The sequence below is a fragment of the Solihabitans fulvus genome, from assembly GCF_008386585.1.
In the GTDB taxonomy this organism is placed as follows: domain Bacteria; phylum Actinomycetota; class Actinomycetes; order Mycobacteriales; family Pseudonocardiaceae; genus Solihabitans; species Solihabitans fulvus.
Window position 1 is genome coordinate 1 of record NZ_VUOB01000060.1, and the last position, 25,284, is coordinate 25,284.

The 25,284-nt window shown below is 70.2% G+C and carries 16 protein-coding genes; 11 read left to right on the forward strand and 5 right to left on the reverse strand.

From position 1 onward, the window contains the following. Both F0L68_RS29810 and F0L68_RS29815 read right to left on the reverse strand, forming a co-directional pair. The coding region (locus F0L68_RS29810; RefSeq protein ID WP_149853178.1) for an AMP-binding protein at positions 1-733 on the reverse strand (733 nt) is incomplete at its 3' end. A gap of 59 nt (positions 734-792) precedes the next feature. After that, positions 793-1,650: a formyltransferase family protein gene (locus F0L68_RS29815; protein WP_149853179.1), complete on the reverse strand. Its 858-nt coding sequence runs from the start codon at positions 1,648-1,650 to the stop codon at positions 793-795. Between the two features lie 277 nt (positions 1,651-1,927). On the opposite strand from F0L68_RS29815, the gene F0L68_RS29820 reads away from it, so the two are divergent. Genes F0L68_RS29820 through F0L68_RS29830 form a run of 3 tightly spaced genes read left to right on the forward strand, consistent with a single transcriptional unit; the run spans position 1,928 to position 9,474 of the window. Continuing rightward, entirely contained in the window at positions 1,928-6,961 is a 5,034-nt protein-coding gene (locus F0L68_RS29820) for a non-ribosomal peptide synthetase (protein WP_149853180.1), read from the forward strand. A gap of 50 nt (positions 6,962-7,011) precedes the next feature. Continuing rightward, positions 7,012-7,953: a GHMP family kinase ATP-binding protein gene (locus tag F0L68_RS29825; RefSeq protein WP_149853181.1), complete on the forward strand. Its 942-nt coding sequence runs from the start codon at positions 7,012-7,014 to the stop codon at positions 7,951-7,953. 42 nt (positions 7,954-7,995) lie between these two features. Then, complete coding sequence (locus F0L68_RS29830; RefSeq protein WP_149853182.1) at positions 7,996-9,474, forward strand: AMP-binding protein; 1,479 nt, start codon at positions 7,996-7,998, stop codon at positions 9,472-9,474. A 53-nt stretch (positions 9,475-9,527) separates the two neighbouring features. On the opposite strand, the gene F0L68_RS29835 is transcribed toward F0L68_RS29830, so the two are convergent. From F0L68_RS29835 to F0L68_RS29845, 3 genes are read right to left on the reverse strand one after another with little or no spacing between them, the layout of a single operon-like run. Further along, positions 9,528-9,914: a Rid family detoxifying hydrolase gene (locus tag F0L68_RS29835; protein WP_149853183.1), complete on the reverse strand. Its 387-nt coding sequence runs from the start codon at positions 9,912-9,914 to the stop codon at positions 9,528-9,530. A 46-nt stretch (positions 9,915-9,960) separates the two neighbouring features. Further along, positions 9,961-11,115: an acyl-CoA dehydrogenase family protein gene (locus F0L68_RS29840; RefSeq protein ID WP_149853184.1), complete on the reverse strand. Its 1,155-nt coding sequence runs from the start codon at positions 11,113-11,115 to the stop codon at positions 9,961-9,963. Beyond that, on the reverse strand, positions 11,112-11,387 hold the full coding sequence (locus F0L68_RS29845; RefSeq protein ID WP_188316903.1) for an acyl carrier protein: 276 nt from the start codon (positions 11,385-11,387) through the stop codon (positions 11,112-11,114). Before F0L68_RS29845 ends, F0L68_RS29840 begins: the two co-directional genes overlap by 4 nt. Positions 11,388-11,738: 351 nt before the next feature. Here F0L68_RS29845 and F0L68_RS29850 point away from each other — a divergent pair, with 351 nt between their 5' ends. The 8 genes from F0L68_RS29850 (at position 11,739) to F0L68_RS29885 (ending at position 25,272) form a co-directional block, all read left to right on the forward strand. Continuing rightward, a complete protein-coding gene (locus tag F0L68_RS29850) occupies positions 11,739-17,381 on the forward strand; it encodes a non-ribosomal peptide synthetase (protein WP_188316904.1) in 5,643 nt (1,880 codons plus the stop codon). After that, entirely contained in the window at positions 17,378-18,088 is a 711-nt protein-coding gene (locus tag F0L68_RS29855) for a hypothetical protein (RefSeq protein WP_149853187.1), read from the forward strand. The genes F0L68_RS29850 and F0L68_RS29855 overlap by 4 nt, the downstream gene beginning before the upstream one ends. A gap of 36 nt (positions 18,089-18,124) precedes the next feature. Next, entirely contained in the window at positions 18,125-19,924 is a 1,800-nt protein-coding gene (locus tag F0L68_RS29860) for a non-ribosomal peptide synthetase (RefSeq protein WP_149853188.1), read from the forward strand. Next, entirely contained in the window at positions 19,921-21,222 is a 1,302-nt protein-coding gene (locus F0L68_RS29865; RefSeq protein WP_149853189.1) for a cytochrome P450, read from the forward strand. The genes F0L68_RS29860 and F0L68_RS29865 overlap by 4 nt, the downstream gene beginning before the upstream one ends. 131 nt (positions 21,223-21,353) lie before the next feature. Next, the gene (locus tag F0L68_RS29870) at positions 21,354-22,124 is read left to right on the forward strand and encodes a thioesterase II family protein (RefSeq protein ID WP_149853190.1); all 771 of its coding nucleotides are present in this window, start codon (positions 21,354-21,356) and stop codon (positions 22,122-22,124) included. A gap of 20 nt (positions 22,125-22,144) precedes the next feature. Further along, positions 22,145-23,479 carry an MFS transporter gene (locus tag F0L68_RS29875; RefSeq protein WP_223199256.1) on the forward strand — a complete coding sequence of 445 codons (1,335 nt, stop codon included), beginning with the start codon at positions 22,145-22,147 and terminating at the stop codon, positions 23,477-23,479. Positions 23,480-23,521: 42 nt separating this feature from the next. Next, on the forward strand, positions 23,522-23,749 hold the full coding sequence (locus tag F0L68_RS29880) for an MbtH family protein (protein ID WP_149853191.1): 228 nt from the start codon (positions 23,522-23,524) through the stop codon (positions 23,747-23,749). After that, a complete protein-coding gene (locus F0L68_RS29885; protein WP_223199257.1) occupies positions 23,683-25,272 on the forward strand; it encodes an argininosuccinate lyase in 1,590 nt (529 codons plus the stop codon). Before F0L68_RS29880 ends, F0L68_RS29885 begins: the two co-directional genes overlap by 67 nt. Positions 25,273-25,284 lie beyond the last annotated feature (12 nt).

The window sequence follows — 25,284 nt, forward strand, 5'->3', positions numbered from 1 at the left end:
CGGCGGCGTCGATGATCGCGCGAGGATCACGATGCAGCAGGGGTGCCAACAGCGCGGTCGTGCCGGCGTTCGCCAACGGCCAGAAGATCTCCAGCGCGGCGTCGCCAAAGGTGAGGGTGGTCTTGTGGAGGATGGTCTCGCCGGGTTTGAGCTGGTGTTGGCGTTGCATCCAGGTCATGCGGTTGACCCAGCCGGTGTGGGTGTTGGCCACGCCCTTGGGCATCCCGGTCGATCCGGACGTGTAGTAGATCGAGACCAGGTTGAGCGGGGAGACCGTCGTGGCCGGCTTCGTCGTGGGGCGACGGCCGATGTCGGGCCAGTCGGTGTCCAGGGCGAGCCTCGGCACGTCGTCCGGGATGGGGACGCCCATCCGGTCGAGGGTGAGGCAGACGGTGGCCCGCGAGTCGGTGAGGATGCCCGCGAGCCGGTTGGCGGGGGCTTCGGGGTCGAGCGGGAGGTAGGCGCCGCCGGCTTTGAGGATCGCGATGAGCGCGATCACCATCTCCAGTGACCGTTCCACGCACAGGCCGACGACGCTGTCGGGGCGGACTCCGTGTTCCTGCAACAGGTGCGCGAGTTGGTTGGCGCGTTCGTCCAGTTCCCGGTAGGTCAGCTCGGTGTCCCCGAGCACGACGGCGATGCGGTCCGGGTTGGCCGCCGCCTGGTCCTCGAACAGCTCGTGCAGACATGCGTCCGACGGGTATGCCACCGTCGTGTCGTTGAACCCGGCCACCGAACTCACCACAGAGCCCACCCCACCGTCCGTAGCTACAAAATATATATATTTGCCCGTCAGGAACGGTCGGCGTTCTCCCGCATGGCGAGGTACCCCAGCTCCGCCTGCCGCCGTCGTTCCTCGGTGAACTCGGCGAACTTGAAGTCCCGGCACGATCCGGTCAAGTCGGGAACTATTCCGAGCGGACTAATCGATGGTCGCTCCGTCAACTGCTTCGCGACATTGGCGAGAACGTCGAACGCCAACATGAACAGGTGCGCCTTACAGTCCCATATCGAGTCGAACTGAAATGGGTCATTGAATCGCGCGCCCGCGACTATAGGGCCGCTGTCAACCCCGGTGTCCACGTAGTGGGCCGTCGCGCCGACCGAGGCGGAGAACCGCTTGACATCCTGTGCCGCGGCGATCTGCTCAATTGCGTGCGCGCCGCGCGCGATGGGCAGCACGGCCGAGTGTGCATTGATGATCCGCGATCCGGTCAGGTCGATCCACCATGGCGCGAGCATGCGGTCGAGGAAGATGAAGAAAAAGGGTTTGACGGGCCCGGAGCACTGGTCCGCGAGCCACTCCTTGACGCTCGCGTCGTTGGCCTTCCTGCCGATGAAGACGGTGTTCGGCTCCTCGGCGACGGTGTGCGCCGGCACGCCGAAGGCCGCCACCATGGCCCGCTCCGTCTCGCTCAGACCGGGGTAGAGCTGCTCAAGGTCGCGCCATGCCTGGGACGTCAGCTCGCGCCGGCCCTGGTGCTGTCGGTGGAACTCGGCTCGTGCGCGCCGCAGCTCCGCCGAGAGCGGTGCCTCGCGGAGCACCACGCCGGCGTTGCCTGGTGATCCCGCAAAGGTATCGATCCATTTCGTGACCAGATAGCTGGCGTGAAATGTGTTCTCGGTCATGAGGAAATATCTGAAGCGCACGAAGATGCTCCTTGGAATGTTCACGCGCAGAGAAATTTAGCTGCGCCGACCAACGGTTGTCCCATGGGTGGCTGCGCGAGTACCGGCGCCGACTTGACTGCGGCGTGCAGGTCACCACTTTTACGGGCGAGAGGCGTTACTGACAATGAATGTGATGAAGGTCACAACGTGTTGAAATGCGAACAAGTCCACTTGATAGCGTCACCTCCGGCAGGACTGTCGCGTCTGATCGACTGGGGAGGCGCGCAAGTCCCGTCCGCTTCTGGGGAGGAGCCGTATGGGCTCGGCACGCTTTGGGGACGATTTATCTCCCGCAAAGACAGATCTGCTTCGCAAGCTTCTCGAAACGGACACTTCCGGCGTCGAGAACTTTGGAATTCAACCTTTTCCGAGAGACGGGTCGATCGGTGCCTCCTCCGCTCAGCGGAGGCTGTGGTTCCTGGAGCAACTCCACGGTGCGGACGCCGCATACAACTCGCCGTTCGCGCTGAGGCTGCGGGGGCCGCTCGACGTCGGCGCGCTCCGGGCGGGCGCGCGCGACCTGGTCGCGCGGCACGAGAGCCTCCGCACGACTGTCGCGGAGACCGACGACGACGTCGTGCAGATCATCGCGCCGTCGGCGGACCTGGACCTGCCGCTCACCGACCTGCGCCAGGCGCCGGTCGAGGCGCGCGAGGAACTGGCGGCGAGGGCACTGGACGCCTCGGCGAACACACCGTTCCGATTGGACGGCGAGCCGCTGGTGCGGTGGGAACTGCTTCGCCTCGCCGACGACGACCACTACCTGTTCGTGAACCTCCACCACATCATCACCGACGGCTGGTCGGAGGGCGTGTTCTTCCACGAGCTCGGCGTCCTGTACTCGGCGCGGGTCACCGGCACGGCCTCGCCCCTGCCGGACCAGCGCCTGCACTACGCGGACTACGCCAGGTGGGAGGCCGAGCAGGTCGCCGGTGGCCGGTTCGAGTCGCAGCTGGCCTACTGGCGGGACCGCCTCGCGGGGGCCGCCGCGCCGCTGGCCCTCCCGTTCGACCGTCCACCAGGGACTCGTGCCACGCGCGCGGGCGGATCGGTCGGCTGTGCCGTTCCCCGCGACCTGCTGAGCGGGCACCGCGCCGGGGACGGCGGTGGCAGGGACGACCTCTCGGTGTCCACCGCGGCCATCGCCGCCCTGACGGTCCTGTTGCACCGGTACACCGGCGAGCGCGACATCGTCGTCGGCGTTCCGGTGGCCAACCGGACGCGCCACGAGTGGGAGTCGGTCCTCGGCCAGTTCGTGAACACGGTCGCGCTGCGGGTCACCGTCGCGGACGGCGCGTCGCTGCGCGATGTGCTGCGCGAGACCAGGTCCGCGCTGACCGAGGCTGCGGCCAACCAGGAGGTGCCCTTCGACCGGGTCGTGGACGCGGTCGACGCGCCGCGCGAGCCCGACCGAAACCCGATCTTCCAGGTGCTGTGCGTGGTGAACGAGGCCGCGCCGGCACCCGCGTTCGCCCGGCTCACCACGGAACTCAAGGAACTGGGCACCCACACGGCGAAGTTCGACCTCCAGTTGAACGTCGACCACGACGCGTCCGGACTGGCTTGCGCGTTCGAGTTCCCCACCGACCTGTTCGACCGAGCGACCGTCGAGCGGCTGGCCGCCGACTACCGCGCCGTGCTCGGCGACCTGGTGAACGATCCGGGTCGCCGCGTCGACGCGCTCGACGTCGGCCGGCCGCCGTCGAGGCCGCTGACCGTCGCACCGTCCACTTCGGACGCCGTCGTCGCACCAGACACCGAGGACGACCCGCCGGCCACGCCGACCGAGCTGGCGCTGGCGGAGATCTGGTCCGAGGTGCTCGAGACACCGGATGTCACCCGGCAGAGCCATTTCTTCCGCTCCGGCGGCGGTTCCCTGTTGGCCACCAGGACAGTCATCCGTATCCGCAAGCGATGGGGCGTCGACGCGACCGTGCGGCTGGTGTTCGAGACGCCCGTCCTGCACGAGCTCGCCGAGCAGATCGACCGCAGGATCGGTCGGCCGGAACCGGACACCGCCACGATCGCCGTGCGCGCCGGGGCCGCCGAGACGCCGCTGTCCTTCGGGCAGGAACGGCTGTGGTTCCTCAACCAGTACGACCCCGAGGACACCAGCTACAACGTCGTGTTCGCGATGGAGGTCGGCGGCGCGCTCCACCCCGCGGCGCTCGAACAGGCCCTGAACGCGTTGGTCGCCAGGCACGAGATGCTGCGCACCACCTTCCAGGTGGTCGACGACCGGCCGATCCAGGTGGTCGCGCCGGCCTCGGACCTGACGCTCACCGTGCTCGACCTCTCGGACCTGTCGGCCGAGGACGGATTCGCCGAGGCCACGCGGCTGGCGCGCCGGGAGGCCGAGACGCCGTTCGACCTGGCGCGCGGTCCGCTGCTGCGGGCCACCGCGTATCGGTTGGCGGACCAGCGGTTCCTGCTCGTCTACGCGCTGCACCACATCGTGATCGACGACTGGTCGAGCCAGATTTTCTTCCGGGAGCTGTCCGAGCTGTACCGGGCGGCGCTCACCGGCGCGCAGGCGGCGCTGCCCGCACTCCCCGTGCAGTACGGCGACCATGCGCTGTGGCAGCGCGGGCGGCTGACCGACGAGGTGCTCGCGAGGCAGCTGGACTACTGGCGGACGACGCTGGCCGACGCACCCGCCGTGCTGGAGCTGCCGACCGACCACCCCCGCCCGGCCACGCCGTCCTACACCGGCGGCACCCGAACCGCGTTGTTGCCAAGGGAACTCGCGGCCCGGCTGGAGAAGCTGAGCCGCGAGTCGGACACCACCATGTACATGACGCTGCTCGCCGCGTTCCAGGTGCTGCTGATGCGGCACAGCGGGCAGCGCGACGTGCTGGTCGGCACCACCATGGCGACCAGGACTGAGGTGGAGGAGGAGGCGCTGATCGGCTTCTTCGTCAACACCGTGGTCCTCCGCGCGGACCTGACCGGCGACCCGGCGTTCCGCGAGCTGCTCGCGCGGGTGCGCGAGGCGACTCTCGGCGCGTTCGCGCACCAGGACCTGCCGTTCGAACGGCTGGTGCACGAGCTGAGGCCCGACAGGACGACGCACCGCACGCCGATCTTCCAGGTGCTGTTCGACTTCCAGACCGACGAGCCGGACAAGCTCGCGCTCGCCGACCATCCGGTCCGCCCGGTGGACATCGGGGCGGACAGCGCGCACTTCGACCTGACCATGGCGGTCATCGACACCGTCGACGGCCTGCACGTCGGCGTCAGGTACCGCGACGACCTGTTCTCCGGCGAGACCGTCGAACGCTGGTTGCAGCGCTGGCGAGTCCTGCTGGAGGGCATCGTCGAGAACCCGGACGAGCGGGTCGAGACGCTGCCGCTGCTGCCGGCGGACGAGCGGTCGTTGCTGTTGACGCAGTGGAGCACGACAGGACGGTCCACCCCGCGTTTCGCGGCCGTGCACGAGATGGTGGAGTCCTGGGCCGAGGCGACCCCGGACGCCGTCGCTCTGGTGCACGAGGACGTCCGGCTGACCTATCGCGACCTCAATGCCCGCGCGAACCAGCTCGCGCACTGGCTCGGCGAGCGCGGTGTCGGGCCGGACACGGGGGTCGCGCTCTACGTGGACCGCTCCATCGAGGCGATGGTCGGCATCCTCGGCGTGCTCAAGGCCGGCGGGTACTACGTGCCGCTGGACGTGTCCTATCCGGCGCAACGGATCCGCGACATCATCGCGGACGTGTCCCCGCGCGTGTTCCTCACCATGAGCCGGTTCGCCCCGGCGCTTGCGGAGATCACCGGGCAGGACCACGCCCCCGTGCTCGCGATGGACGCGCTCGACGCCGAAATCTCCCTGCGCCCCACGGCGAATCCCGGCGTTTCGCTGCACGAGGAGAACCTGGTGTACGTGCTGCACACCTCGGGATCGACCGGGCGCCCCAAGGGGGTCGCCATGCAGCACGGCGCCCTGCTGCGGATCATCGACTGGTACACGACGGAGACCGGCATCGCGCCGGGAGCGCGCCTGTTGCAGTTCAGCTCGCTCGGCTTCGACGCGTCGTTCTGCGAGATCTTCGGCGGCTGGCATGCCGGCGCGCGGGTGGTGCTGCTGCCGCGCGACGAGTTGCGGCGCGACGCCGAGGCGCTGCTCGATCTCCTGGAGCGCGAGGAGATCGAGCACCTCGAGGCGCCGTACTCCGGCCTGCTGAACATCGCCTACTGGGCCGTGCACCACGGCCGAAACCGGTCGCTGCGGCTGCGCACGATCGTCACCGGCGGCGAGCAGCTGCTGATGGCCCCCGACCTGGTCCGGTGGCTGGCGCAGCTGCCGGGCTGCGCGCTGCGCAACGGGTACGGCCCCTCGGAGACGAGCGTCGCGACCACCCATTGGCTGCGCGGGGACCCGACGACGTGGCCGGAACTGCCGCCCATCGGGCGGCCGATCACCGATGCGGACGTCTACGTGCTGGACGACTCGATGGGGCCGGTGCCCGTCGGCGCCACCGGCGAGGTCTATGTCGGCGGCGACATCGTGGCCAGGGGCTACCTCAACCGGCCGGGGCTGACCGCCGAGCGTTTCGTGCCGGACCCGTTCGGCGGTGTGCCGGCCCGCAGGCTCTACCGGACGGGCGACTTCGCCAGGCATCGCGCCGACGGCGTGCTCGAGTTCCTCGGCAGGATCGACAACCAGGTCAAGCTGCGCGGCTACCGGATCGAACTCGGCGAGATCGAGTCCTGCCTACAGTCCCATCCCGAGGTGCAGGAGGCCGCCGTCGCGGTGCGCGAGGACGACCTTGGCAGGCGGCTCGTCGGCTACGTCGTGGCCAGGGATCCCGCCAGGGCGCCAGGCAACGAGGAACTCCGGGCCTATGTCGGGGAGCGGCTGCCCGAGTACATGGTTCCCTCGACGCACGTGGCGGTCGACGCCTTCTCGTTGACCGCGAGCGGCAAGCTGGACCGCGCCGCGCTGCCCGTCGACGCGGTGGCTCCGGTCGCCGCGGCGCGGCCGGACGAGCCGCTGTCCGACACGGCCGTGGCACTCACGAAGATCTGGCAGGACCTGTTCAGGACGACCGAGATCGGCCAGCACGACAACTTCTTCGACCTCGGCGGCCACTCGCTGCTGGCGACGAGGGCGATCGCCAGGATCCGGTCCGCGGTCGGCACGAAGGTGTTGCTCAGTCAGGTGTTCGAGTATCCGACGATCGCGGAGCTGGCTGCCGAGATCGACCGGACCGCGCGGCCGGCAGACGAGGGGCCGAGGGTGTCCAGACGCGAGCGACAGCCGCTACGCGCACCGGTCCAACGAGCGGAGTGAGGGTGGCGAGCCCGCAGGCCAGGCAGCGGCGGAAGGGCGGAACGGGGTCCATGGCAGGTGACGAGGCCGCCGTCGAGGTCATCGACCTTGGCGGCGTCACCGGGGTGGGCAGGGCCAACGGCACGTTCGGCGAGCTGCTCCAGGGCCGGTTGCCTGGGGACGACCTCGACTTCCTGGTGACGCTGCCGATCACCCAGTCGTCGACGGCGACGTTCGTGTCGACCCCGGAGCGCGACGAGATCAGGGTGGTGCCTGCGCACAAGCGGAAGTCGCAGCGGCTGGTCGGCGACATCCTGCGCGCGCACGGCCGGCGCGGCGGCGGGGTGCTCACCCTGGTCAGCACCCTGCCGGAGGGCAAGGGGTTTGCGAGTTCGTCGGCCGACCTGGTGGCCACCGCGCGGGCGGTCGGCGGGGCGCTGGGGATCGCGCTGGACGCGGTCGCGATCGAGGACTTCCTCAGGAGGATCGAGCCATCGGACGGCGTGATGCACGACGGGATCGTGTCCTTCTACCACCGCGAGGTCCGCCTGCGAGAGTGGCTGGGCTGCCTGCCCCCGTTGACGATCGTCGCGCACGACGAGGGCGGCGAGGTCGACACGGTCGGCTACAACCGAATCCCCAAGCCCTACACGGCCGAGGACAAGCGGGAGTACGCGCGGCTGCTGTCGGTGCTGTCCGACGCGGTCCGCGCGCGCGACCTCGCGGCCGTCGGCGCGGTGTCGTCGAGGAGCGTGCAGCTCGACGCGCGGTACTGGCAGAGACCACGACTGGACGCGCTGCGCAGGGTCTGCGCGGACATCGACGGTCTCGGTCTGGTGCTGGCGCACAGCGGAACCGTGACGGGAATCCTCGTCGCGGACGCCGATCCCGACTACCTGGCGAAGATCGAGCACGCGACGGCACGCTGCCGGGCGCTCGGCGGTCCGGTGTCCGTGCATCGCTCGCTGTGCGTCGACGACGAATGCGGTCCACTGCAAGCACAGGTGGGCTGACCGGCATGGACTCCGTTGACAGGAAAGAAGAAGGACGCTGGCATGTCGTTGGTCGAGGCACTTGTCGAAACGCTGGAACGCAACGCTGACGCCGTCGCGGTCGTCGACCACGAGCGTCGGCTGACCTACGCGGAGCTGGACCGGTTGTCCACCGAGGTGGCCGGCGGCCTGTCGCGGCACGGCGTCGCGCGGGGCGACGTGCTCTGCGTCTACTCGTCGAGGAACTGGTGGCGGTGCGCGGCCCTGCTCGGCGCCTGGCGGATCGGCGCGACGGTGCTCGGGATCGACCCAGGGCAGCCGGATGAGCGGGTCCGCAAGATCCTCGTCGGCGCGGGCGCCTCGCTGCTGGTGCGCGGGGACGAGGCGCCGGAGGTCTCGCTCGGTGTCCCCGAGGTGACCTTCGCCGGTCTGCGCGGGGATTCGCACGGGGACGTCACCGGCGGAGACCTGCTCTACGTGATCCCCACGTCCGGCACGACGGGGGACCCCAAGTGCGTCGCGGTGCCGCCGGTGGTCATGGCGAACCTCGGCGGCTGGGTGGCGCAGCGGTGGCAGTACGACGTGCCGCCGCACACCCTGCACGCAGCGTCCGTCGAGTTCGACGTGGTCTACGAGGAGATGGTCGCGACCTGGCTGGCGGGCGCGTCCCTGGTGGTGGTCGACGACCAGGAGCGGCGCGATCCCTTCGAGCTGATCCCGATCATCCGCGCCAATCAGGTTGCCCGGTTGTTCGTGCCGGTCGCGACGCTGCACGCGCTGGCCATGGTGGCCGCAGTCGACGACGCCGAGCTGCCCGCGCTGCGCGAGATCGTGACCGCGGGCGAGCAGCTGGTGATCAACGAGGAGGTGCGGAGCTTCTGCGCCGGCCGGGACGTCGCGCTGATCAACGAGTACGGGCCGAGCGAGACCGCGGTGGTCACCGCGTACCGGTTGACCGGTGATCCCGGGACGTGGCCCGATCGCCCGCCGATCGGCGGCGCGGTCGCGGGAGCCGAGCTGTTCGGGCTCATCGACGGGCGACTGCGGCCCTTCGAGCCGGGCGAAGTGGGGGAGCTCGTCGTCGCGGGCGAGTGCGTCGCGCTCGGCTACCTCGGCGACGACGACCTGACGTCGCGGAAGTTCCGCGCTCTCGCGCCACGAGACGGTCACCAGCGCAGGTGCTACCTCACCGGGGACCTAGTGCGCTTCGACGGGCAGTGGCTGCACTTCCTGTCGCGAGTGGACGGTCAGCTCAAGGTCCGGGGTTACCGGGTGGAACCGGGGGAGATCGAGGCCGTGCTGCATCGCGTGCGAGGTGTGCGCGTCGCCGCGGTGGTGGGGATCCGACGGAGCGGGACCGTCCGGCTGGTCGCCTACTACGTCCGCGAGCAGCAGACGGCGGTGACCGAGGAGGCACTGCGCGCGGCCTGCGCCGGGGCGTTGCCCGAGTACATGGTGCCCGACCAGTTCGTCGAACTGCCCGACCTGCCGCTGACCGGGAACGGGAAGGTGGACAGGAAGGAACTGGGGGCGATGGTCTAGAAACGACGCGGGGCGGGATTCCGTAGTGGAATCCCGCCCCGCGTGACCTCAGTTCAGTCGGCGAGCACCGCGAGTGCGTCGACCTCCACCAGCATGCCCGGCGGCAGGCCGCAGTAGAAGGTCATCCTGGCCGGTGGTGCCACATTCTCGAAGAACGTGCTGTAGACCTCGTTCATCGTCCAGAAGTCGTCGTAGGTGGTGAGGTAGACGCGCATCATCAGCACATTGTCGAACGTGGCCCCGGCCGCCGTCAGAACGGCCTGAACATTGAGCAGCGACTGCCGGGTCTGCTCCTTGACCGTCGGTCCGACCAATTCGCCCGTCGCCGGGTCGGCCGGCATCTGTCCGGACACCTGGAGGAAATTGCCGACCCGCGCGCCCTGCGAATAACACGCGATAGGCGCCGGTGCGTCCGGGGTGCTCAGCGGTGTGCGCTTCATTTGTGGTTCTCCTCAAACAGTAATGACACAGATGGCGGAAGTCGAATCAGATCAGGGAGACGGACCGGTCCAGCAGGCAGAGCGCGCCGATGCCGACGCGGAGCCCGTCGTTCGCGTGATTCAGGCTCGCCGACCTGAGATCGCGGAAGCATCGTTCCAGCGCGATCGGAGAGTTCTTCGCGTAGCCGATGCGCAGCCCGGCCAGCTGCACCATGTGGTCCACCGCGCGGAAGGAGAGGTCGGACGCGACGACCTTGAGCGCGTTGATCTGCAACTGGGCGCGCGAGTGGGCCACCGAGCCGCCCTCGATCCTGGCCAGGTCCACCTCCTCGCGGACCCGCGTCAGGTACGCGCTGACCAGCTCGAGATCGAGCCGGACGCGGGCGAGGCGCTCGTGGAACAGGTCCGACATGTCCGGCGCGCCGGACTTGGCGAACCAGCGCACCAGCTCGCGGAACGCGCCGCGCGCGGCCCCCAACCAGGCCGCTGACCAGCTCAGATGAGAGATCGGGATCATGCTCTCGCGGGCCAGCGCGGCGAACTGGCCGCCGGCGCCGATGACGTTGCTCGCCGGCACGACGCCCGTCAGCCGCATGCCGATGCTCTCCGTCGCCCGCATGCCGAGGGTGTTCCACTCGCCGGCCAGCTCGGTCCGCAGGTCGTGGCGGTCCGCGTAGACCAGGCAGACGTCGTGCTCCGAGGCTTCGGCGGAGGCGCGCATGGTGATCAGGTAGCCGTCGGCGTGCGCGCCCCCGCTGACCACGGGCGCCGCGCGGTCGACCACGACCCGGTCGCCGTCGGCGGCCAGCGGGCTGTGCGCGACGAACAGGCTGGAGCTGCGCCCCTTTTCGCTGGTCGCGGACGCGATGTACAGCTCGTTCTCGGCGATGCGCGGCAACAGGTCGGCCCTGAGCTCCGGGGAGCCGTGCCGCACGATCGTGTCGACGTGGGAGCCGTGCATGGCCCAGAGCTGGCCGGTGGACAGGCAGGCCCCGGCGAGCTCCCCGGTCACCTCGAGGAAGGTCTGTAGGGAGGCTCCGCCGCCGCCGTACTCCCGAGGCACCACCAGGCTGAGCAGGTGGTTGTCCCGCAGTGCCTGGAAGGAGTCTGACGGAAAGGCGGCCTGCTCGTCCGCGGCGGCGGCGTTGTCCCGCAGCACGGGCAGCACCTTCGCCAGCAGGTCGGCCGTCGGCGCGGTCACGCGTCCGTCCCCGCTGTCCCGGTCCGCGCGAGCGCGCCGGACACCGCGTCCCACAGCGTGGCCGGTGTCGAGAAGATCTGGAAGTTCAGCAGCTCGAACGCGAATTCCGTGCGGTACTCCTGCTCAAGGCGCATCATCAGCTTCACAATTCCGACGGAGTCGAGCCCCGCCGCGATGAGTTGCAGGTCGGGAAGCAAAGGCGTGTCCGCGGGCAGAGCCGGCACGGCCTCTCTCAACACTTTTTCGAAGCGGTCGTCCCATGCTTGCGCCACAACCGATACCTCTCGTGGGGAGATTTCCGGAGATCGAGACGTGAAACGAGTATCTATATTTCATCTATATTCGTCGGACGTCTCGACCGGTGCCTGCGCGCGATCGGCAGACTGTTGAAACCTTGATACAGCAAGAGTGCCGTAGTGTGTAAATGTGATCTACGCCACATCGCTGCCCGGTGACCCGAATGCTAGCGTGGGGCGTCGAGCTGCCAATTTATGGGCGCCATGCACCGGGGGAAATCGCACCCCATTCTTGATGGTCATCCGATTTGCCTGGGGGCAAAAATTGTATGGTCTCGGACGCGCGCGGTCATCCGCCGCCATCGCCGCAGGGGTGGCGGTGCCCCGGTGACGAGCGAGCAGAGCCCGACCGTCGAGACGGCGCGGTACGACGTGGCGCCCGCGTCCATCGCGCAGCAGCAGCTGTTCTTCATCCAGCAGCTGCTTGACGGTGAGCCGACCTACCACGTGCCGCTGTTCTTCACGCTGCGCGGGCCACTCGACCAGGACGCGCTGCGGCGCGCGATCCAGCAGGCCGGCGAGCGGCACGAGGCGCTGCGTACCCACTTCGCGCTCGTCGACGGCGGCCTTCGGCAGGTCATCGACACCCGGTGGCGCCTGGACTGGCGGGTCGGCGACCACCTCGACGACGCCGAACTGACGGCCTGGATGACGGCCCAGGCGACGAGGCCCTTCGACCTGGAGCGCGCCCCGCTGTTCCGGGCCGCACTGCTGCGCCGCGACGACACCACCGCAACCCTCGTCCTGGCCATGCACCACATCATCTGCGACGGATGGTCGGTCACGGTGCTGCTGGAGGACATCCTGGCCGGCTACCGCGCGAACATCGGCGGCGGCGGGCAGGCCCCGCCAGAACCCGAGTTCCAGTACGGCGACTACGCGTCCTGGCAACAGGAGTGGCTGGCCAGCGCGGAAGCCGCCCGACAGCTCGACTTCTGGTCCGAGACGCTCGGCGGCGACCTCCCGGTTGTGCAGCTGCCGGCGGACCTGCCGGCCGGGGCCGAGACGACCGGCGGCGGCAGCCTGCGGTTCGACCTGCCCGGCGACGCGATCGACGCCCTGCGGACTATCGCCAAGGCGGCCGACACGACCGTCTCCACCGCGCTGCTCGCCGTCTTCCACCTCGTGCTCGGCGCCTACACCGGGCTCGACGACGTCATCGTCGGCGTCCCCATGGCCAACCGCGAGCGCGCGGAGTTCGAGCGCACGGTGGGGGTGTTCGTCAACCTGGTGCCGATCCGCACCGACCTCGGCGGGCGCCCGAGCTTCCGCGAACTGCTCGACCGCGTGCGGCGCGCCTCGTTGCGCGCGCACGACCACCACGAGGTGCCGTTCGAGACCGTCGTGCAGCACGTGAGCCCGGCCCGCGCCGCCGACCACGACCCGATCGTCCAGGTGCTGTTCATGATGGTCGACGCGGCGCAGGCCGGGCTTTCCGTTGGAGAGCTGGAGATCATCCCCGTCGGCCACGACACCAGCACGGCCAAGTTCCAGGTGTCCCTCGAGGTCGACGAGCACGGCGCCCAGCCGACCGCCGTGCTCGAGTACCGGTCCGACCTGTTCTCGCCGGCCTGGGCCGAGCGGTTCGCCGGGCACTACCGCACCGCCGTCGCCGCCGTCGCCGCGCGCCCGGACCTGGCGGTCGCCGACGCGTTCCCGGCACCGGTGGCGGAACGCGCGGACCGGCCGGCCGAGACCGAGCGGCCCGGCCCCGTCGACGACGACGCGACTCCCTATGTCGCCCCGCGCGACGATGTGGAGCGGGCGCTCGCCGACATCTGGGCGGCGACATTGAACCGCGCCGAGATCGGCATCGACGACAACTACTTCGAGGTCGGCGGCGACTCCATCCGCAGCATCCAGATCCTTGCCAGGGCACGGGAACACGGTCTGGCGATCCGGCTGCCGGACCTGATGCTCAACCAGACCATCCGGGAACTTGCGCCGCTGGTCACGCCGATCGACCCGCAGGACGGCGAGCAGACCTGGGAGCCGTTCGATCTGATCGGCGCGGCCGACCGCGCGCTGCTGCCCGCCGGCGTCGCGGACGCCTACCCGCTCACCGCGCTCCAGGCCGGCATGCTCTACCACAGCGAACTGACTGCGGCGCACCAGATCTACCACAACGTCGCCGGGTACCACATCCGCGCCACGTACTCCGAGGACGCGTGGCGCTCGGCCGTCGAAGCCCTGCTGTCCCGGCACGAGGTGCTGCGAACCTCGTTCGCCATGCACGGCTTCAGCGAGGCCCTCCAGCTCGTGCGCGACGAGGTGACCGCGCCGATCACCTTCGAGGACATCCGGTCGGTCGCCCCGGCCGAGCAGGCGGCTGAGGTGGCGCGCCGGTTCCGTTGGGAGCGCGAGCATCCGTTCGACTGGGAGCGGGCGCCGCTGATCCGGTTCCACGTGCAGCGCCGCGCCGACGACGCCGTGCAGCTGTGGATCGTCGAGCATCACGCGATCATGGACGGCTGGAGCGCCCGCTCCCTGTTCGGTGAACTGCTGACCCGCTACCTCGACGCGCTCGGCGGCGACCCGACGACGCCGCCGCCACCGGCCTCCCGCTTCCGCTCGCTGGTGCGGCTGGAACGGGAGGCGCTCGACAGCGCCGAACAGCGCCAGTTCTGGCTCGACCAACTGGACGGCGCGCCCGTCACCACGGTGCCCCGCTCGTCGAACGCCGGGTCCGGCGCGCCGGACATGGCGATCAGCGGGCGGGACCTGCCCTCGGACCTGTCCGCCGAGGTGGTCCGGCTCGCCGGGGCGCTGGCCGTCCCGGTGCGGATCGTGTTGCTCGCCGTGCACCTTCGGGTCCTCGCCATGCTCGGTGGCGACTCCGACGTGGTGACCGGCGTCGTCTACAACGGGCGCGTCGAGGAGACCGACGGCGACCGGGTCGCCGGGCTGTTCCTGAACACCCTGCCGTTCCGGTGCCGCCTCGACGAGGGCAGTTGGGTCGAGCTGATCGGCAGGGTCGCCGAGACCGACCTGGCGATCCAGCCCAACCGCAGGTTCCCGATGCCGGAGATCCAGCGACGACTCGGCTCGACGGCGCTGTTCGAGACCTACTTCAACTACACGCACTTCCACGTCGAGGACGAGCGCCCGACCGGCGAGCTGACCGTGCTCGACGAGGACGGCGACGTGCCGACCAGCTTCCCGTTCGGCGTGGAGTTCTCCCGCGACACGTTCACCGGGCGGGTCGGCGTGGGGCTGCGCTACGACGCCGCACTGTTCACCGGAGCGGACATCGACCGCATCCACGGCTACTACCTGGCTGCGGTGCGCGCCATGGTCACCGGCCCGCACACCGCGCACCGCACGGCCGCACTGCTGTCGGAGACCGAACTGGCCGAGCTGGCCGACTGGAACGACACCGACACGGACTACCCCCGACCGCACCTGCTGCACCGGCTGGTCGAACAGCAGGCGCGGGAGACCCCCGAGCTGCCCGCCGTGACCTTCGAGGGCGGCACGCTCACCTATCGGGAACTCGACGCGTACGCCGATCGACTGGCCGCTCGGCTCGTCGACCTCGGCGTCCGACAAGGGCAGTTCGTCGGCGTGTACCTGGAACGATCGCCGGAGCTGGTGCTGAGCCTGCTGGCGATCCTCAAGGCCGGTGGCGCGTACGTGCCGATCGACCCGGACAACCCGGTGGCCAGGATCGACACCATGGTCGCTGACGTCGGGGCCGCCGTCGTCCTGACCGCACCGGCGCTGCTCGACCGGCTCCGGACGTGCGGAGCGTCGGCGGAAACCGTTGAACTGGCCAAAATCGCGGCCGAGCCGGATCCCGAGACGCGCCCCGCCGGCACGGCGACCCCGGACGACCCCGCCTACCTGATGTTCACCTCCGGCTCGACGGGCCGCCCGAAGGGCGTGGTGATCTCGCACCGGGCGATCTGCAACCGGCTGCTGTGGATGCAGGACGAGTTCGGCCTCGGGCCGGACGACCGGGTGATGCAGAAGACCCCGTACTCCTTCGACGTCTCGGTGTGGGAGTTCTTCTGGCCGCTGATGCAGGGCGCCCTGCTGGTGCTGGCCCGACCGGGCGGCCACCGCGACCCCGAGTACCTCGCCGGCCTCATCCGCGACCAGGCCGTCACCACGATCCACTTCGTGCCGTCGATGCTCCGGGCGTTCCTCGACCACGACCCCGCCGAGGAGCACGCGAGCCTGCGGCTGGTCATCTCCAGCGGCGAGGCGCTCGGCCACGACCTCCAGGAACGGTTTCTCGCCGGGCACCGGGCGGAACTGGTCAACCTGTACGGCCCGACCGAGGCCGCCGTCGACGTGACCTGCTGGCGCTGCCGCCAGGACGACCGGCGGATCGTGCCGATCGGCCACCCGATCGCCAACCTCCGCACGCACGTGCTCGACGATGCGATGACACCCGTGCCGGTCGGCGTCACCGGACAGCTCCACCTCGGCGGCGTCGGCCTGTCCGACGGATACCACGGTCAACCGGAGCTGACCGGGGAGCGGTTCGTCGACCACGCCTGGCCGGGCGGGCAGACCGAACGTCTCTACCGGACCGGGGACCTGGTCAGGTGGCTGCCGGACGGCGAACTGGAGTTCCTCGGCCGAGCCGACCAGCAGGTGAAGATCCGTGGCTTCCGGATCGAGCTCGGCGAGATTGAGGCGGTGCTGGCCGAGGACGAGTTCGTGCGCGAATGCGTGGTGGCGCTTCGCGAGGATCGGCTGGTGGCCTACGTCGTCCCCACCCTCGGCGCCGAGGTCGACACCCCGCGACTGCGGGCTTGGCTCGCCACGCGGCTGCCCGACCACATGATCCCGTCCGCGTGGCTGGCGCTGGACGAACTTCCGTTGTCCGCCAACGGAAAGGTGGATCGGGGTCGACTGCCGGAGGCGGGTCCGCCCGAGCGGACGGCCCACCACGCCCCGCCGACCACCGACGCGCAGCGGCGACTCGTGGTGCTGTGGGAGGACGTGCTCGGCGTGCGCCCGATCGGTATCCACGACGGCTTCTTCGAGCTGGGCGGCCACTCGCTGCTTGCGCTCCGGCTGGTGATGCTGATCAGGAAGGAGTTCGGCCGGAAGTTCCCGGTCGCGGACCTGCTCGCGAACGACACCGTCGCCAAGCTCGCCGAAGCCCTGGCGCGCCTGGAGAAGGCGCCGGGCGACGCGGCCAGGATGCTGCCCATCCGGTCGGCCGGCGAGCGCGAGCCACTGTCGCTGATCCACCCGGTCGGCGGCGGTGTCTTCTGCTACCTCCCGCTGGTCGCCGAGCTGACCGCCGAACACCCGGTGTACGGCGTCATCTCGGAAGGACTGGTGTCGGGAACGGTGCTCAACGCGACGGTCGAGGACATCGCCGCCAGCTACCTGACACTGTTGGTGGACAAGCAGCCGACCGGCCCCTACCACGTCGGCGGCTGGTCCTTCGGCGCGGTGCTCGCCTTCGAGGTCGCCAGTCAGCTGGTTCGGCGCGGCGAGGAAGTGGCGTTGCTGTGCATGATCGACGCCGCCTACCCCGGCCAGTTCGAGGACAGCCTGCGCGATGAGGACATCGCCCTGCTGTTGTTCGTGGACGTGCTCAGGGCGGCCGGCATGGCCGTGCCCGAGGACGTCGACGACGAGTGGGCCGAGGTGCTCGCGGGGTTCGACACCCTCCAGGAGAAGATGCGCTGGCTGGTCGGCCGGCTGCCTGCGGAGGGTTCCGGACACGGCGGCGAGCTGGAGCAGTGGGAGGCCTACTTCAAGGTCTTCAGCACCAACCTGATGGCGCACAACAACTACCAGCCGGACCGGTACCCTGGCGATGTCACCTACATCGAGGGCCTCGACGGCGGGTCGATCGACAGCGCCGAGATGTGGGGCAAGGTGGTCGACGGGGAGTTCCGGTCGCACACCGTCGGCGCGCACCACTACGACATCCTCCAGGCGCCGCACGTGCGCGAGACGGCCAGGATCGTCAACGAGGCCCTCGGCGGGCCGAACCGATGAGCCAGGTTCGCGAGTTCACCGTGCCAGCGCGGTACAACGGGCCGCCGGGGTCCGCGCAGGGCGGGTACCTCTGCGGCGGTCTGGCCGCGCTCGCCGCGCCTGCGCAGGGAAGCACGGCGGCGGTGACGCTGCTGGCCCCCGCCCCGCTGGACACCGCGATGGAGTTCCGTCCCGGGCAGCGCAGATCGGGGCTGTGGCACGGCGAGGAGCTGGTCGCCACGGTGACGACCGTGGCCACCGGGTCGATTCCGGTGGTCGACCCGGTGTCCGCCGAGATCGCGGCGGACTGCGCAGGACGATTCCTCGGCCGCCGGGGGCACCCGTTCCCGACCTGTTTCGCCTGCGGCCCCGACCGGGTGGACGGCCTCCGGCTCGCGCCGGGACCGGTGCGCGGCAGGGACGCCGTGGTGGCCTGCCGGTGGACGCCGCGCGACCACGGCGCGGGGGAGGTCCCCGCCGAGGTGGTGTGGAGCGTGCTCGACTGCCCCGGCGGCTGGACGGTCGACCCGCGCCCGAGTCCGATGGTGCTCAGCCGCATGGTCGCCGAACTACACAGTCCAGTGTGGACGAACGAGTCCTACGTGGTGGTGGCGCGCCGCGACACCGAGCACGGGCGAACCTCGGTCAACCTGACCGCGCTGTATGACGCGGCGGGTGTCCTGGTGGCCAGCGCCACCGCGCTGTGGACGGCCGTTGACCGTGGCTGACCGGCCATTTCCGGGGAAGGAGCAGGTGAACAACCCATGGGCACAGCGGACGACGGCACGGTGACCACCGTGTACGACCGGTTCGCGGACATCGCGCGGACCACCCCCGAGGCCACCGCGGTCGTGTTCGGCGACGAGCGGCTGTCCTACGGCGACCTGTCCGCCCGCGCCGACGAGATCGCCGGACACCTGGCGGCTGAGGGCGTTCGTGCCGGCGATCTGGTCGGCGTGCTGCTGGACCGGTCGGCGCACCTGATCGCGTCGCTGCTGGCCGTGCTTCGCGTGCGGGCAGCCTATGTGGCCCTCGACCCGAGGGATCCGCCAGAGCGGATCGCCGCCCTGCTGGCCGACGCCGGCGTCCGGGTCGCGCTGACCGAGCGAGCCCATCGAGACCTGGTCGGCGGCGACGTCATCGCGCTGCTCGCGCCGGAGCTGGACTCGGCGCCGACCGGTGACCTGCCTGTGCGGCAGGGCGATCCGGCGGATCTCGCCTACCTCGCCTACACCTCCGGCTCCACCGGGACGCCCAAGGGTGTCTGCGTGCCGCACCGCGCGATCGTCAGGCTCGTGCTCGGTCAGGAGTTGGTCGCGGCCCGGCGAACCGACGTGTTCCTCCAGTACGCGCCGGTCGCGTTCGACGCGTCCACCCTGGAGATCTGGGGACCGTTGCTCAACGGCGGCACCCTGGTCGTCGCGCCGCCAGGGGAGCTCGGCCCCGCCGAACTCGTCGAGCTGGTGCGCCGCGAGCGGGTCACCGTGCTGTGGCTGACCGCCGGGCTGTTCCACCAGGTCGTCGACGAAGGCCTGACGGATCTGCCCGCGCTGCGTCGGCTGATCGCGGGCGGCGACGTGCTCTCCGCCGCGCACGTGGATCGGGCCGTGGCCGCGCTGCCCGACTGCGTCGTGGTCAACGGCTACGGGCCGACCGAGAACACCACCTTCACCTGCTGGCATCCCGTGCGTGCGCCCCTGGCCGGGCGGGACGTCCCGATCGGCCTGCCGGTCAACGGCACCGAGGTGTACCTGCTTGACGACGACCTGCGACCGGTCGCCGACGGCACGGTCGGCACGCTCCACGCGGCGGGCGCGGGCCTGGCGCGCGGCTACCTGAACCGGCCTTCGCTGACCGCGCAACGCTTCCTGCCCAACCCGTTCGCGACCAGCCGGGGCGCGCTCATGTACGACACGGGCGACCTGGCCAGATGGCACGACGGCGTGCTGGAGTTCGTCGGCAGGGCCGACGGGCAGGTCAAGGTGCGCGGGTACCGGGTGGAGCCCGGCGAGGTGGAGGCCGCGCTGCGCGGCCTCGCCGACGTGCGCAACGCCGTCGTCGTTGCGCAGGACCACAGCGTCGGCGGGCGACGGCTGGCCGCGTTCTACGAGAGCGAGTTCGCGATCCCCTCCTCGGAGCTGCGCAGGAGCCTGTCGGCGACCCTGCCCGGCTATCTGGTTCCGGCCACGTTCACCTGGCTGGAGTCCCTGCCGCTCACGGCCGTCGGCAAGGCCGACCGGGCCGCCCTCGCGGCCCGCAGGAACCGGCAGCGCCCCGACATCGGCAGCGACTACCGGGCGCCGACCACGCGGCTGGAGTCCTGGCTCGCCGGCCTGTGGCAGGAGGTCATGGAGATCGACCCGGTCGGCGTCGACGACGACTTCTTCGAGCTTGGCGGCCATTCCCTGCTGGCCACCCGCGTCACGAGCGAGATCGCCAGCGAGTTCGACGTGTTCGTCAGGGCACGGACGTTCTACGAGAACCCGACCATCGCCGAGCTCGCCGTCCAGGTCGCGGCCCTCGCCGACGCTCCCGCCGCCGATGTCGAGGAGGCACGCGCGTGAGGATCACCGTTCCCGACGGGCCGCTCGACGCGGTCGACCTCGACGCGGTGGACCTCCGCGACCCGGTGTTCCACGCGACCGGGGACCCGCACGCGGTGTGGCGGGCGATGCGCGCCAAGTCGCCTGTGCACCGACAGGAACTGCCCGACGGCCGCTCGTTCCTGTCCGTGACGCGGCACGCGGACGTCGGCGCGGTGCTGCGCGACCACCGACGGTTCACCTCCCGGCGCGGCACGCTGCTGTCCATCCTCGGCGAGGCCGACCCGGCCGGCGACAAGATGATGGCGGCGAGCGACCCTCCGATACACACCGCCATGCGTGAGCCGTTGGCGAAGGTACTGTCCTACGGCGCTCTCCGGGCCAGACAGCCCGACATTCGCCTGGTGGTGCGCCGCCTGCTCGCGCCGGTCGCCGATGGCGGGCCGTGGGACCTGGCCGAGGCGGTCGCGGGCTTTCCGATGGCCTTCACCGGTGCGCTGATGGGGTTGCCGGAGCGGGACTGGCCCTACCTCACCGAGCTGACGACGATGGCGATCGCGCCGGAGGACGCGTCGTTCGTGGACGGCGCGGGCCACGGCAATCTCGTCACCGCGCACCACGAGCTGTTCGAGTACTTCGCCCAGCGCATCCAGTCCAGAACGCACCGGGACGACCTCATCGGGTTCCTCGCGCGAATGCAGCTCGGCGAGCGTCGGATGCGGCTGGACGAGATCGTCTACAACTGCTACAGCCTGTTGCTGGGGGCCAACGTCACGACCCCGCACGCGATCGCCGCGACCGTGCTGGCCTTCGTGGAGAACCCGGACCAGTACGCGCGAATCGGCGACGACCCCGACGCGGTGGCCGACGCCGTCGAGGAGGGCCTGCGCTGGTCCTCGCCGGCCAACCACTTCATGCGGTACGCGGTGGCGGACACCGAACTTGGTGGCGTGCCGGTGCGGGCGGGCGAGGCGCTGGTGACCTGGCTCGGCTCGGCCAATCGGGACGAGCGCGTGTTCACCGACCCGTACCGGTTCGACGTGGCCAGGCAACCCAACCGGCACCTCGCGTTCGGGCTTGGCCCGCACTACTGCGTCGGGGCGCCGCTGGCGCGGATCGCGTTGCGCCTGTTCTTCGGGGAACTGGTCGCGCTGGCCAGCGGCTTCGAGCTGGCCGGCCCGGTCGAGCACCTGAGCTCCAACTTCACCGCGGGCATCCGGCGGATGCCGATCACCGTCCGGCTGCGCGAGCACGCCGCGGCGACCCTGCGGGACGCCGGCGGCGACCCGATCCCGTCCGACCCAATCCTGTCTGACTGAGTCCGTCTGAGCCGATCCGTCCGACCCGATCCCGTCTGAGCCGATCCGTCCGACCCGATCCCGTCCGTCTGAGTCCGACCGATCCCATCCCGTCCGAATGAGTCCGACCGACACTGACCACGAGGTGGCGAATGGCAGGCGAGTCCCGCAAGTGGTTGCTGCGCAAGCCGTCGAGCGACGCGCCGGCCCGGCTTTTCTGCTTCCCTTACTCCGGCGTCGGCGCGTCGATGTACAACAGGTGGCCGAGCCGCACCGGGTCGGTCGAGATCTGCTCGGTCCAGCTGCCCGGCAGGGAGAACCGGATCAGGGAACCGCACTACGGCACCTACGACGTCCTCGCCGAGCAGGCCGCCGAGGCGCTGGAACCGTACCTGGACCGGCCGTTCGGGTTCTTCGGCCACTGCGGCGGCGCGCTGGCCGCGTTCGCGACCGCGCTGCGGCTGCAACGGCTCGGCGGGCACCTGCCCGCGTGCCTGTTCGTGTCCTCCCAGGTGGCGCCGCACCAACCGCCCTACGGCCGGTTCCTCACCATGACCGGCGACGAACTGCGGGAGGAACTCGCCCTGCTCACCATCGCCATGGGCGGGCGCCCGCACCCCGACGCGCTGGACTTCGGACTGGACATCCTGCGCGCGGACATTTCCGCGAACCAGAAGTACCAACTCGCCGCGCCTGTCATGATCAGCACCGACCTGCACGCCATCGGCTGGAGCGGGGACGTCGAGATCCGCCCCGACCAGATGGGCGGCTGGCAGGAGTACGCGGCCGAGGACCGGCTGTTCAGGACGGTGCTGGCCGGCGAGCACCACACCTTCCTCAGCGCACCGGAGTCGCTGCTGGACGTCTTCGACCGTGGCCTGACACGCGCCGCGGTGACCTCGGGGCAAGCCGTCTCCGATTGACTGGAAAAGGACAGGGTTACGTGGCGAACAAGACATCCAGCGGGTTGTGGAGGCACGCGGACTTCCGCAACCTGTGGGCTGGCCAGACGGCGTCGATGCTCGGCGCGAACATCTCCGAGGTCGCGATCCCGATCATCGCGTCCATCATGCTGTCGGCGTCGCTGTTCCAGATGGGACTGCTCGGCGCGGTGGCGTACCTGCCGTACCTGTTCATGAGTCTGTTCGCCGGCGCGTGGCTGGACCGCAAACCCAAGCGGCCCTTCCTGATCGTCGCCGACGTCACCAGGGGCGTGCTGCTGCTGCTCATCCCGTTCGCGTGGTGGCAGCACATGCTGACCATCCCGCTGCTGCTGGTGATCACCGTGCTGGTCGGCTTCTGTAGCGTGGTCTCCGACATCGCCGGCTCGTCGATCCTGCCGAGCCTGGTCGAGCGCACCGAGCTGGTCGACGCCAACAGCAAGCTGGAACTCAGCAGCTCGGTGTCCAACATCGGCGGCAACGCGATCGGCGGCGCGATCGTGCAGGCGCTCACCGCGCCGTTCGCGATGATGTTCAACGCGGTGCTGTACGTGGTGTCGGGCCTGTTCACCGCCCTGATCAAGAAGAAGGAGCCGACGCCGGAGGCCACCGACGAGGAGCGGTCGATCTGGCGGGACATCGCGGAGGGCGCGGCGTTCGTCGTCAACAACGTGACCATCCGGACCCTCACCCTCGCCACGCTGGTCGCCAACTTCTTCGCGATGGCGCTGGAACCGGTGTTCCTGGTGTACATCACCCGCACCCTGCACCTCGCGCCGTTCTACATCGGCCTCGTGCTGTCCTCCTCCGGTCTCGGCGCGTTCGTCGGCGCCCTCATCGCGGGCCCGCTGAGCAGGCGGATCCCGCTCGGCAAGCTGCTGGTGCTGACCTCCATCGTCGTCGGCCTCGCCTCGCTGCTGACCCCGCTGGCCACGTTCATGCCCACGCTCATCGCGGTCATCCTGTTGGTGGCCATGCACATCATCGACGCCGCCGCGATCATCGTCTGCAACATCAACCTGCGCAGCTACCGCACGTCCATCACGCCGGACAACATGCAGGGCAGGATGACCGCGTCGATCCGGACGGTCGTGATGGGCATGTCGCCGCTCGGCGCCATCTTCGGCGGCCTGCTCGGCGGCTGGGTCGGCATCCAGTTCGCGCTGATCATCACCGCGCTCGGCATCCTCAGCGCCGCAGGGGTGATCGGCTTCTCGCGGATCCGCAAGGTGGTGCGGCCCGCCGAGTCGCCCGAGCCCGACGGGCCGAGCGAGGACGACTCCGACGGGTCCACCGAGTCCACCGGATCCACCGAGTCCAACGAGGTCACCGCGTGAGCGGCCCGGCATCCCGGCAACGACGACACGAGGGAGAGTGACATGTCCACATCGGACGACGACGACACCAGGACCTATGCGGTCGTGCTGAACGACGAGGAGCAGTACTCGATCTGGCCGGGGGACAAGGACATCCCGGCCGGGTGGCGCGCGGAGGGCACCCGAGGCGCCAAGGCCGACTGCCTCGCCCACATCGACGAGGTGTGGACGGACATGCGACCGCTGAGCCTGCGCAGGAAGATGGCCGCCGACGCGGAGGCCGCGTCCTGAACGAGAACGAGCCGTCGACGGCCGACGGAACCGCGCCCCCGCTGAGCGGGCGGATCGCGGACGGCCCGAGCGAGCTGCTGCGCGAGGAGGTGCTCGACCCCCAGTTCCGGTACGAGGCCGAGCACCTGCTGCCGCGGTATGTCGAGATCGAGCGGGTGCTCGCCGCCGAGTACCTGCGGCTCGGGCTGATCACGGCGCGGGAGGCCGAGGACCTCGGCGCGGCGTTGGCGTCGGTGGACGCGCACACCATCGACTCGTGGCGCGAGCAGAACATGTCCGACATCGCGTTCGCGCTGGAACGGTATGTCGAGCAGCGGCTGCCGAGCCCGATCCCGGTCTGGCACGTCGACCGCAGCAGGAACGACCTCCAGTCCTGTGCGCAGCTGCTGTTCGGCCGCGACGAGCTGGCCGCCACCGCGGACGCGCTGCTGCGGTTCGGTGTCGCGGCCCACCGGCGCGCGGGGGAGTCGGCCGACCTCCCGATGCCGGGGTACACGCACTTCCAGGCCGCGCAGATCATCACCCCCGGCTTCTACCTCGCCGCGCTGTCCGAGCAGGCGCTGCACACCGCGCGGCGAATGCTGGCGACCTACGACGGCATCGACGCCTGCCCGCTGGGAGCCGGCGCGATGGCCGGGCAGGAACTCGCCTGGGACCGCGCGGAAATGGCTCGGCTGCTGGGTTTTCGACGGGTCCAGCCGCTCGCCCTCACCTCAGTCGCCTCGCGGGGCTGGGTGGCCGAGGTGACCGCGGAACTCGGCCTGCTCGGTGGCGCGCTGAGCCGGTTCTGCACCGACCTGCTGACCTGGGCCGGCAGCGAGCACGGGTTCGTCGACCTGCCGGACGCGCTGTCCGGCATCTCCTCCGCCATGCCGCAGAAGAAGAACTTCCCGGTGCTGGAGCGGATTCGCGGCAGGACGGCACATCTGGCCGCATACCATCTCGATGTGCTGCTCGGGCAGCGCAACACGCCGTACACCAACCTCGTGGAGGTCTCCAAGGAGGCCGGCGCGAACCTGCTGAACGCGTTCACCACCGGCCGGTCCGTGCTGCGCCTGTTCACGGCGGTGCTCGACGGGCTCGCCTTCCGCGCCGACCGCATGGCGAGGGCGTGCGAGCAGGAGTACTTCGGCGGGTTCAGCCTGGCCAACGCGCTCACCCTGGACGAGGGCGTGCCGTGGCGGCGGGCGCAGGTGATCGCCGGCGCCTACATCCTCGCCGCGATCGAGGCCGGCAGGACACCGCGCCAGATCGATGCCGAGCTGCTGCGAACGATCGCGGGCGACCACGGCTTCGAGCTGGCCGAACCGGAACGGGCGTTGGCCGAGGCGTTCGACGTGGATCGCGCGCTGGCCAGGATGTCCTCGTCGGGCTCGGCCCGACCCGACGCGGTGCGCGCCGTGCTCGACGAGCAGGAGCAGGAGTACCGGCGCCTGCGCGAGGAGTGGTCGGCCCGCGCGACCGCCAGACACGAGGGACCGAAGGCGGTGGACCGCCTGCTGCGGTCGCACCCGGCCGTCTGAGTCATCACCACA

What these genes read in the sequence shown, in the direction of transcription:
- F0L68_RS29835 (WP_149853183.1), bottom strand. Translation starts at nt 9,914, where the DNA reads ATGAAGCGCACACCGCTGAGCACCCCGGACGCACCGGCGCCTATCGCG.
- F0L68_RS29870 (WP_149853190.1), top strand. Translation starts at nt 21,354, where the DNA reads ATGGCAGGCGAGTCCCGCAAGTGGTTGCTGCGCAAGCCGTCGAGCGAC.
- F0L68_RS29880 (WP_149853191.1), top strand. Translation starts at nt 23,522, where the DNA reads ATGTCCACATCGGACGACGACGACACCAGGACCTATGCGGTCGTGCTG.
- F0L68_RS29820 (WP_149853180.1), top strand. Translation starts at nt 1,928, where the DNA reads ATGGGCTCGGCACGCTTTGGGGACGATTTATCTCCCGCAAAGACAGAT.
- F0L68_RS29825 (WP_149853181.1), top strand. Translation starts at nt 7,012, where the DNA reads ATGGCAGGTGACGAGGCCGCCGTCGAGGTCATCGACCTTGGCGGCGTC.
- F0L68_RS29855 (WP_149853187.1), top strand. Translation starts at nt 17,378, where the DNA reads ATGAGCCAGGTTCGCGAGTTCACCGTGCCAGCGCGGTACAACGGGCCG.
- F0L68_RS29860 (WP_149853188.1), top strand. Translation starts at nt 18,125, where the DNA reads ATGGGCACAGCGGACGACGGCACGGTGACCACCGTGTACGACCGGTTC.
- F0L68_RS29830 (WP_149853182.1), top strand. Translation starts at nt 7,996, where the DNA reads ATGTCGTTGGTCGAGGCACTTGTCGAAACGCTGGAACGCAACGCTGAC.